Origin of the sequence: Saliniramus sp. (genome assembly GCF_035311605.1) — a bacterium.
Classification (GTDB): Bacteria; Pseudomonadota; Alphaproteobacteria; order Rhizobiales; family Beijerinckiaceae; genus Saliniramus.
The window spans coordinates 1-9,769 of the sequence record NZ_DATGCW010000357.1; the positions used below are offsets into that span (position 1 = coordinate 1).

8 protein-coding genes are annotated in these 9,769 nt (G+C 63.7%); 5 read left to right on the plus strand and 3 right to left on the minus strand.

Annotated elements, in window-relative coordinates:
- Positions 1 to 554 (plus strand): restriction endonuclease (locus tag VKP01_RS15805; protein WP_324413984.1); only part of this gene is annotated, 554 nt, incomplete at its 5' end.
- A gap of 19 nt (positions 555 to 573) precedes the next feature.
- On the opposite strand, the gene uvrB is transcribed toward VKP01_RS15805, so the two are convergent.
- Both uvrB and VKP01_RS15815 read right to left on the minus strand, forming a co-directional pair.
- Positions 574 to 3,246, minus strand: coding sequence for an excinuclease ABC subunit UvrB (gene uvrB, locus VKP01_RS15810; RefSeq protein ID WP_324413986.1), 2,673 nt, complete (start codon positions 3,244 to 3,246; stop codon positions 574 to 576).
- Positions 3,247 to 3,293: 47 nt separating this feature from the next.
- Positions 3,294 to 4,037 (minus strand): 16S rRNA (uracil(1498)-N(3))-methyltransferase, encoded by a 744-nt coding sequence (locus tag VKP01_RS15815; protein WP_324413988.1) that lies wholly within the window; start codon positions 4,035 to 4,037, stop codon positions 3,294 to 3,296.
- A gap of 209 nt (positions 4,038 to 4,246) precedes the next feature.
- Here VKP01_RS15815 and VKP01_RS15820 point away from each other — a divergent pair, with 209 nt between their 5' ends.
- Entirely contained in the window at positions 4,247 to 4,708 is a 462-nt protein-coding gene (locus VKP01_RS15820) for a hypothetical protein (protein ID WP_324413990.1), read from the plus strand.
- Between the two features lie 59 nt (positions 4,709 to 4,767).
- Positions 4,768 to 5,706, plus strand: a complete 939-nt coding sequence (gene ubiA / locus VKP01_RS15825; RefSeq protein WP_349254986.1) for a 4-hydroxybenzoate octaprenyltransferase — start codon at positions 4,768 to 4,770, stop codon at positions 5,704 to 5,706.
- A gap of 4 nt (positions 5,707 to 5,710) precedes the next feature.
- Here ubiA and VKP01_RS15830 read toward each other — a convergent pair whose 3' ends face one another.
- Positions 5,711 to 7,075 (minus strand): globin-coupled sensor protein, encoded by a 1,365-nt coding sequence (locus tag VKP01_RS15830; protein WP_324413992.1) that lies wholly within the window; start codon positions 7,073 to 7,075, stop codon positions 5,711 to 5,713.
- A 386-nt stretch (positions 7,076 to 7,461) separates the two neighbouring features.
- Between VKP01_RS15830 and VKP01_RS15835 the strand changes: the two genes are divergently transcribed.
- Both VKP01_RS15835 and VKP01_RS15840 read left to right on the plus strand, forming a co-directional pair.
- Positions 7,462 to 8,955 carry a replicative DNA helicase gene (locus tag VKP01_RS15835; protein WP_324413994.1) on the plus strand — a complete coding sequence of 498 codons (1,494 nt, stop codon included), beginning with the start codon at positions 7,462 to 7,464 and terminating at the stop codon, positions 8,953 to 8,955.
- Positions 8,948 to 9,769: alanine racemase (locus tag VKP01_RS15840; RefSeq protein WP_324413996.1), on the plus strand; the 822-nt coding region annotated here is incomplete at its 3' end. The genes VKP01_RS15835 and VKP01_RS15840, both read left to right, overlap by 8 nt.

The following is a 9,769-nucleotide window of genomic DNA, read 5'->3' on the forward strand; positions in this document are numbered from 1 at the left end:
TTGAACAAAAGCTCAGTGCGAAGGAAGTTGACGCCACAGATATTGTGGAGCCGCGCACTGATACAGAAATACCTCAAAACGAACCCGAGGGAGAAGAAAACTGGAAGTCTGTGCTTCTGGAGCGGCTCGGAGCCATTGCCCCTGATGCTTTCGAAAGATTGGCTCAACGTCTTCTTCGTGAAGCCGGCTTCACAAAAGTAGAGGTGCGTGGGAAATCTGGCGATGGCGGAATCGATGGAGTTGGCGTTTTGCGCGTAAACCTTGTCTCTTTCCAAGTGTATTTTCAGTGCAAGAAATGGAAAGGCAGTGTCGGTGCAAAGGAGATCCGCGATTTTCGGGGAGCGATGCAAGGAAGAGCTGATAAGGGGATTTTGATAACAACGGGGCATTTCACCTCTCAAGCCTCTGAAGAAGCAACGAGAGACGGGGCGACAGCCATTGATCTGATTGATGGGGATCGCTTGTGTGATCTCCTGAAGGAAAATCGCCTTGGCATTTCTACGGAAATGATCGAGCGCGTGAATATTGATCACGAGTGGTTTGGAAAAATCTGAGACGGTTTAACGTCCCACATCACCGCCCCCGCCGCCCCTTATACCGTGGCGCCTTCCCCGGCTGCCCCTCGCTGCTCCGCCCCGCAGGCCGCACGTAACCCTCCGCGCCGAGCGGCCTTTCGCGATCCGTGCCCGGGCCCATATCGTCGAGGCCGGGCTTGGCCGCACGGGTCGCGCCGCCGCGCGCTTTCCCGCGCCCCTTTCCTGATCCGCCACTGCCACCATAGCGCCCCGCGCCGTGCTCGATGGCGCTCTGGCGGGACATGGGGTCGTCGCCGAGCATGAGTTCGGTTTCCTGGAGGCGCTTGAGTTCGTCGCGCAGGCGGGCGGCTTCCTCGAATTCGAGGTTGGCGGCGGCCTCGCGCATGCGCTTTTCGAGATCCTCGGTGACGGCCTTGAGATTGTGGCCGACGGTCTCGGCATCCTTCGCGAGGCCGGTATCGACGCGGACATGGTCGCGCTCGTAGACACTTTGCAGGATGTCGCCGATATTGCGCTTGACGCTCTCGGGGGTGATGCCGTGCTCGGCATTCCAGGCGAGCTGCTTCTCGCGGCGGCGGCTGGTCTCGGCCATGGCGCGTTCCATCGAGCCGGTGATCTTGTCGGCATAGAGGATACAGCGCCCGTCGACATTGCGCGCGGCGCGGCCGATGGTCTGGATCAGCGAGGTTTCCGAACGCAGGAAACCTTCCTTGTCGGCATCGAGAATGGCGACGAGGCCGCATTCGGGAATGTCGAGCCCCTCGCGCAGCAGGTTGATGCCCACCAGCACGTCGAAAGCGCCGAGCCGCAGGTCGCGCAGGATCTCGATGCGCTCCAGCGTGTCGATGTCGGAATGCATGTAGCGCACGCGCACATTGTTCTCGTGCAGATATTCCGTGAGATCCTCCGCCATGCGCTTGGTCAGCACCGTCACGAGCGTGCGGTAACCCGCCTGTGCCGTCTCGCGCACCTCGCCCAGCAGATCATCGACCTGCGAGCGCGCGGGGCGGATATCGACGGGGGGATCGACGAGGCCGGTGGGGCGGATGACCTGCTCGGCGAAGACGCCGCCGGTCTGCTCCATCTCCCATTTGCCGGGCGTGGCCGAGACATGCACCGATTGCGGGCGCATGGCGTCCCATTCCTCGAAGCGCAGGGGGCGATTGTCGAGGCACGACGGCAGACGGAAGCCGAATTCGGCCAAAGTCGCCTTGCGGCGGAAGTCGCCGCGATACATGCCGCCGATCTGCGGCACGGTGACGTGGCTTTCATCCGTGAAGACGAGGGCGTTGTCGGGCAGGTATTCGAACAAAGTCGGCGGCGGCTCGCCGGGGCGGCGGCCGGTGAGATAGCGCGAATAGTTCTCGATGCCGTTGCAGGCGCCGGTCGCCTCGATCATCTCCAGATCGAAGGTGGTGCGCTGCTCCAGCCTTTGCGCCTCCAGCAGCCGGCCCATGCGGGTGAGCTCCTGCACGCGCCATTTCAGCTCCTGCTTGATGCCCTTCACCGCCTGCTGCAACGTCGGGCGCGGGGTGACGTAGTGGCTGTTGGCGTAGACCTTGACGAATTCCAGCTCCGCCGTCTTCTGCCCGGTGAGCGGATCGAACTCGACGATCTGCTCGATCTCGTCGCCGAACAGGCCGATGCGCCAGGCACGGTCCTCCAGGTGGGCCGGGTAGAGCTCGATCACGTCGCCGCGCACGCGGAAGGAGCCGCGCTGGAAATCCGACTGGATGCGCTTGTATTGCAACGCCACAAGATCGGCGATGATCTGGCGCTGGTCGATGCGCTCGCCGACCTTGAGCGAGAAGGACATGGCCGTGTAGGTCTCGACCGAGCCGATACCGTAGATGCAAGAGACCGAGGCAACGATGATGACGTCGTCGCGCTCCAGCAGCGCCCGGGTGGCCGAATGGCGCATCCGGTCGATCTCCTCGTTGATGGAGCTCTCCTTCTCGATGAAGGTATCGGAGCGCGGCACATAGGCCTCGGGCTGGTAGTAATCGTAATAGGAGACGAAATATTCCACCGCATTGTCGGGGAAGAAGCTCTTGAATTCGCCGTAGAGCTGCGCGGCCAGCGTTTTATTGGGCGCGAGAATCAGCGCCGGGCGCTGCGTTTCCTCGATAACCTTGGCCATGGTGAAGGTCTTGCCCGAGCCGGTGACACCGAGCAGCACCTGGTCGCGCTCGTTCTCGCCCACGCCCTGGACCAGTTCCTTGATCGCCTGCGGCTGGTCGCCGGCGGGCTCGTATTCGCTCTTCATGGTGAAGCGGTAGCCGCCCTCGGATTTCTCCGGGCGCTCGGGCCGGTGCGGCACCCAGGTCTTGCCGTCCCTGAAGAGGGGATTGCCCTCCATAAGGAGCTTTTCGAGAGACTGCATCGTGGCAGAGACCGCGTCGCTGGCGAGGACGGGGGTGGATTCACCCGCCTCGAAACCCGCCTGCGGCGCTTCCTCCATCGCGCCGGGCGCCTTGCCGTCTGGCAAGTCATAGGCGCTGACATGGGGCTTGTTCAGCGCCGGATTGAGCAGCTCCGCCAGATGGGCGTCGAGCGGCTTCAGCTCGGGTTTGGAAGCCTTGCTCGCGCTGGTCTTGCCGGATTTCGCGGGGGATTTGGCCGCTTTAGCCGTTTTCCGCGCGGGCTTTTGCGCTGCGGCATCGTCGCGGGAATCATCTCTGGGGGAGGGGGATGTCTTCTGTCTCGCCATTCGCGCAATATGGGATAGCCCGCGGAACGAAAAGAGCTAATCCGGAGCTATCCGGTCCAGTCGCCGCGCACCGCCTGAACCAGGGTCAGGGCCGCGACGGCGGCGGTATCGGCGCGCAGGATACGCGGGCCCAGCGCGAGGCGCACGGTGTTCGCGCGCTCCAGAAGCAGCGCGCGCTCTTGCGGGTCGAAACCACCCTCCGGCCCGATCAGCACCGCGAGCGGCCCGGCGGGCGCGGCCTGCAATGCGGCGACGGGATCGGCGATCGGTGCATCCTCGTCGCAGAAGACGAGCACCGTCTCGTCCGGCAAAGCCGCGATTGCGTCGCCAAGGCGCGTCTCGGGCAGGACGTCCGGCAGGGCGAGGATGCCGCATTGCTCCGCCGCCTCGATCGCATTGGCGCGCATGCGATCGAGATTGACCCGGTTGGCCTGGGTGCGCCGGGTCAGGACCGGCTGCAGCCGGCCCGCGCCCATCTCCACCGCCTTCTGCGCCATGTAATCGAGCCGGGCATGCTTGAGCGGCGCGAAGAGATAGACGAGATCCGGGGCAGGGCTCTGTGGGCGAGTCTGCTGCAGGGTGAGCAGCGAGCCGCTCTTGCGTCCCTCGACGCTGATCCGCGCCCGCCATTCGCCGTCGCGCCCGTTGAAGATGAGCACTTCCGCGCCCTCGCCGAGGCGCAGCACGTTGAGAAGGTAATTGGCCTGGGCGCGGTCCAGCGCAATCCGCGTGCCTATGGCGAGCGGGGTATCGAGGAACAGGCGCTGCGTGCGGAAATCGTAACTGGCCAAAGCTCTCTCCTGCCGTCTGCGCCGGCTTCAGTCGCATATCTGCGACAATGCCGCCATAATTTCATGCTGCAAGACCAGATCGATATGGCGGCAATCCGCAGGGGCGGCGCAAGGATGCGCGCGTGCGTGATTGGCACTGTAGCGTCACATCTGATATGGGATGCGGGCCGGTGTGAGACAGGGCCGGCGATTACGGGATCCGATCGATCATGAAGCGTATCACTTTCTCCATCATCGCGGCGGGGCTTGTGGCGGGTTTTGCCACGATCGGCCCGCAATCAGCCTCGCCGGTCCAGGCGCAGGGCATGTCTTGTAACGATATCAATCCGATGCTCGAAGCGCGCTCCGGACTTGTCGAGCGCATCAATGCGCTGGGCACCGAGGATGTCGACCCGCGTCAGGCCTGCCCGATTTTCCGCGAGCTCGTCGCGAACGGTGAGCAGGTCAAGGAATTCGTCGAAGACAATCAGGCCTGGTGCCAGATTCCGCAGAGCTTCGTCGATGGTTTCACGCAGGACCACGAGCAGGTAACCGGGGTGCGCGATCAGGCCTGTCAGGCAGCGGCCGAGATCAATCGCCTGGAAAACCAGGCGCGTCAGCAGCAGGAGCAGGGCCAGTTCGGCGGGCCGGGCCTGACCGGGCGCTTCCCCATGCCGCAGGGTGCGCTCTGAATCGTCCCCCTCGTTATCCGCGCGTCGCGCACCGGCGCGACGCCGCTCCGGAGTAGACCGTGTTTCGTTCGCCATTCGCCGACAAGGGTGTGCCCGATGCCGTGAAGGGGCATTGGGTCGATCGCAACGCGCCGATGTTCCTGCGGCCTTATCTGCGGCTCGCGCGGATCGAGCGCCCGATCGGCTGGTGGCTGCTCCTGCTCCCCTGCTGGTGGTCCGCCGCGCTCGCCGCAGCTGCGGCGGGGGCCTCCTATCCGGACGCCTGGCATCTCGTGCTCTTCCTGATCGGCGCCGTCGCCATGCGCGGGGCGGGTTCGACCTATAACGACATCGTCGATCGCGAGCTCGATGCCCGCGTCGCGCGCACCCGGGATCGTCCTCTGCCTTCGGGGCGGGTGAGCCTGCGCGGCGCCGTGATATTCGTCGGCCTGCAATGCCTCGTGGGATTGCTGGTTCTCGTCCAGTTCAACGGTTTTACCATCGCCCTCGGCTTCGCCTCGATCGGGATCGTGTTGTTCTATCCGTTCATGAAGCGCTTCATCTGGATGCCGCAATTCGTGCTCGGGCTGTGCTTCGCCTGGGGCGCGCTGATGGGCTGGGCGGCGGAGTTCGGCGCGCTCGCGCTCGCGCCTGTGCTGCTCTATGCGGCTGCGATTTCATGGACGATCGGCTTCGATACGATCTACGCGATCCAGGATATCGAGGATGACGAGATCGTCGGCATCAAATCCGCCGCGCGATATTTCGGCGAGAACGTGAAGCCCGCCGTGGCCGGCTTCTATGCGCTGAGCGTCGCGCTGGTGACGGGTGCCGTAGCGGCAAGCGGTATTGGCCCGACCGGCTATCTTGCCGCCGCTGCCTTCGCCGCGCATCTGGCCTGGCAGGTCGTCACCATGGATCGCGAAGACGGCCCGCGCGCGCTGAAGCTGTTTCGCTCCAACCGCGATGCGGGCCTGATCCTGTTCGCCGGCTTCTCGCTGGCAGCTTTGATCGGCTGAGCCGTCAGGCGGCCTCCTCGTCGCGCAGGACATCGAAGAACTGACGCACTTCCCGCGAGAGCAGGGAGGATTGGGCGGAGAGTTCCGTGGCGGCCTGTGTCACGGAAGAGGCCGAGCGGTTGGTCTCGCTGATCGCGTCATTAACCCCCGCGACATTCTCCGAAAGCGTATGCGTACCGGTCGCGGCGCGCTGGATATTGGTGGAGATCTCACCGGTGGCCGCGCTCTGCTCCTCGATCGCGGCGGCGACGCTGCCGGTGACGTTCTCGATCCGGGTCATTATGCTGGCGATCTTGCGGATCGATTCGACCGATGTGGCCGTCGAGCCCTGAATGCCGTGGACATGGCGGGCGATTTCCTCCGTCGCCTTCGATGTCTGGCTGGCCAGCGCCTTCACCTCCTGGGCGACAACGGCAAAGCCGCGTCCCGCCTCGCCCGCGCGCGCCGCCTCGATCGTGGCGTTGAGGGCGAGCAGGTTGGTCTGTTCGGCGATCGCCTGGATCAGCGAGACGACTTCGCCGATCTGGCGCCCTGCCTCGGCGAGGCGCTCGACTTCGGCGCTCGAGGCTTCCGTCATCTCCGACGCTTCACGCACGATGCTGCTCGCGCCGTTGATCTGGTCGGCGATTTCATTGACCGAGGCCGTCATCTGTTCGGTGGCGGAGGCGACACTCTGCACATTGAGGGAGGTGTCGCGGGACGCGTTGGTGGCTGAACCGGCTTCGCGGCCGGCCTGCTCGGCGACGCTCGTGAGCGAATTCGCGGTTTCCTGCATCCGCACTGTGTTTGTGTCGAGCGCGCCGAGGATGGAATCCACCGAGCCGCGGAAATTCTCGATCGCGCCGGCAATCGCGTCATTGCGGCGCTGGCGTTCCTCGATCAGAGCGGTCTGATAGGTCGAGATTGCATAGTCGAGGTCGAGCATCACCACCTTGTTCAGCGCTGCGATATAACGCGCGAGCCGGCTCGGTGCGAAACGGTTCTTGCGCACGACGATGGCGCTGAGCTCGTTCAGGAGAAACTGATAGCCGGCAATGTACCAGCGCGGCTCGAGCCCGATCCGCACATGCGCCATGCCGATGCGGCGGATGCTCGCGACATAGTCCGCGTCGAACTGTCCGCCGAACAACCGCTCCCAGTGTTTCGCCTGCGCTGTTTCGAGCCCGGCCTGCTTGTCGCCGAGAAGCTGGCTGAGATGGGGCTCGGCATGTGCATGTGCGTAGAACCGGCTCAGCACGCCGGGCAACTCCGGCGCGACCTGCTGCCAGATCGCAGGAAGGTCGGCGCGCGTCGTGGAGTCGATGCGGGCATAGCGCAGGCGTTTATCATGATCGGCTTTGTCGAAGCTCTGGGCGGCGGCGCTGTTCATGGGTTTGCCAGTGCGTTGGTGTTGCGTGGATCAAAGTTTTCGGCGAATCGATTTCAAAATTAAACTTTATAAAAATTTATGCATGATGATTTCGCTTTATGGTTTCTGCCTGATTCCCAAGCGGTAAGTTGCCTTGCAAACTTTAAAGAGTTATGAATGCTGGAATACGGACGAATACGAGGCCCGCTTCGCGAAACCTCATGGATTGAATACTTAAAAATACAATCAAAAATAGCTATCATGATAAATTTGCATTTTTCCCCGCTCCGTCATCCACAGCCTGTGTAAACCGGGGAAAGCGGGTGCGGCCTGTCGAATCATCGCAATGGCTGCGCGCTTCCTCTACCCTGCCGCCTGACGACAGAGCGATTCGGACGGGATCCACGATGGCGAATGCCAATGCGCTGGTGGCGCAGCTTGATCAGAACGAGGCGGAGTATCGCGTCGCGCCGCATAACCTCGATGCGGAGCAGGCGCTGCTGGGTGCCATCATCGTCAACAACGAGGCCTATTACCGGGTTTCGGATTTCCTCGAGCCCGAACATTTCTACGAGGATCTGCACCGGCGGATTTTCGAGGTCACATCGAGCCTGGTCAAGGCCGGCAAGGTCGCCACGCCGATCACGCTGAAGACCTTTCTGGGCGATCAGGATCTGGGCGGCATCACCGTCTCGCAATACCTGGCGCGGCTGGCGGCCGAAGCGACGACGATCATCAATGCGCTCGATTACGGGCAGACGATCTATGATCTCTCGATCCGCCGCAAGCTGATCGCCATCGGCGAGGACACGGTCAATTCCGCCTTTGACGCGCCGGTGGATTCGACGCCGCGCGCGCAGATCGAAGAGGCCGAGCGCAAGCTCTTCACCCTTGCCGAGACCGGGCGCTACGATGGCGGCTTCCAGCGTTTCGCCGATGCGCTCACCTCCGCCGTCGACATGGCGGCGAAGGCCTATCAGCGCGAGGGCAAGCTCTCGGGGATCTCGACCGGCCTCGTCGATCTCGATCGCATGCTCGGCGGCTTGCAGCCCTCGGATCTGGTGATCCTCGCCGGGCGCCCGGCCATGGGCAAGACCTCGCTCGTGACCAATATCGCCTTCAACATTGCCAAGGCCTATCGCGGCGAGAAGCGCCAGGACGGGGTTATCGAGACGGTGAACGGCGGCATTGTCGGCTTCTTCTCGCTGGAAATGTCCTCCGAACAGCTCGCAACGCGCATCATCGCCGAGCAATCGGGGATCCCGTCCTACAAGATCCGGCGCGGCGATATTCGCGAGGACGAGTTCTACAAGCTCACCGATGCCGCGCGCGAAATGCAGACCATGCCATTCTATATCGATCAGACCGGCGGCATCTCCATCGCCCAGCTCACCGCCCGAGCGCGCCGCCTCAAGCGGCAGAAAGGGCTCGATCTGCTCGTGGTCGATTATCTTCAGCTGCTTTCCGGTTCCGGCAAGCGCGGGGAGAATCGCGTGCAGGAGCTGACCGAGATCACCACCGGGCTGAAGGCGCTGGCGAAGGAGTTATCCGTCCCGCTGATCGCCCTGTCGCAGCTCTCGCGCCAGGTCGAAGCGCGCGAGGACAAGCGCCCGCAGCTCGCGGATCTGCGCGAATCCGGTTCGATCGAGCAGGATGCCGACGTGGTGATGTTCGTCTATCGCGATGAATATTATCTGCAGAACCGCGAGCCCAAGCCGGGCACGGAAGAGCATTTCAAATGGCAGGCGGAAATGGATCAGGCGCACGGCAAGGCCGAGGTGATCATCGGCAAGCAGCGCCACGGCCCCACCGGCACCGTCCAGCTCGCCTTCCAGGCCGATATCACCCGCTTTACCGATCTCGCTGACGATGACAAACTGCCGGAGCGCGTCGGTGACTGAGGCTCGCATGATCGGCGATTTCGCCGCGATCCCGCCCGAGGAAGCCGGCGCGCTCCTCACCATCGATCTCGACGCGTTGGCCTTCAACTGGTGTCTGCTGCGCGACAGGGCAGGGGGCGCCGATTGCGCGGCGGTGGTGAAGGCGAATGCCTACGGGATCGGCATCGAGATGGCAGTGCCCAGGCTCCTCGCCAGCGGCTGCCGCACCTTCTACGTCGCCCATCTCGCGGAAGGCAAGCGCGTGCGCGCGCTGACGCAAGATGCGGTGATCTATGTGCTCAACGGCTTCTTGTCCGATACCGGCCCGGTCCATGCCGCGCATGCCCTGCGCCCGGTTCTGGGCTCGCGCGAGGAGATCGCCGAATGGGGTGAATACGCTGCCGCGCATCCGGATGCACCGCCGGCGGCGATCCACATCGATACCGGCATGAACCGCCTTGGCCTGCCGCCGGAGCAGGTCGCGGAGGTGGCGCGCACCTTGCCTTTCGCGCCGGCGCTGATCCTGACCCATCTCGCCAGCGCCGAGGATCAGGCCGACCCCTCCAATGCCCGTCAGCTCGCCGATTTCACCCGACTGCGGGCGTATTTCCCGGATACACACGCCTCGTTCTGCAATTCCTCCGGCGCCTTCATCGAGCCCGTAGCGGCCTTCGACCAGACCCGCGCGGGGGTTGCGCTCTACGGCGCCAATCCGGTACCCGGCCAGCCCAATCCGATGCGGGAGGTGGTGCGGCTCGAAGCGAAGATTTTGCAAACGCGCGATGTGCCGGACGGGGCCGCCGTCGGCTATAACGGCAAATGGACGGCACGCGGC

What these genes read in the sequence shown, in the direction of transcription:
- uvrB (WP_324413986.1), bottom strand. Translation starts at nt 3,246, where the DNA reads ATGGCGAGACAGAAGACATCCCCCTCCCCCAGAGATGATTCCCGCGAC.
- VKP01_RS15820 (WP_324413990.1), top strand. Translation starts at nt 4,247, where the DNA reads ATGAAGCGTATCACTTTCTCCATCATCGCGGCGGGGCTTGTGGCGGGT.
- VKP01_RS15830 (WP_324413992.1), bottom strand. Translation starts at nt 7,075, where the DNA reads ATGAACAGCGCCGCCGCCCAGAGCTTCGACAAAGCCGATCATGATAAA.
- VKP01_RS15835 (WP_324413994.1), top strand. Translation starts at nt 7,462, where the DNA reads ATGGCGAATGCCAATGCGCTGGTGGCGCAGCTTGATCAGAACGAGGCG.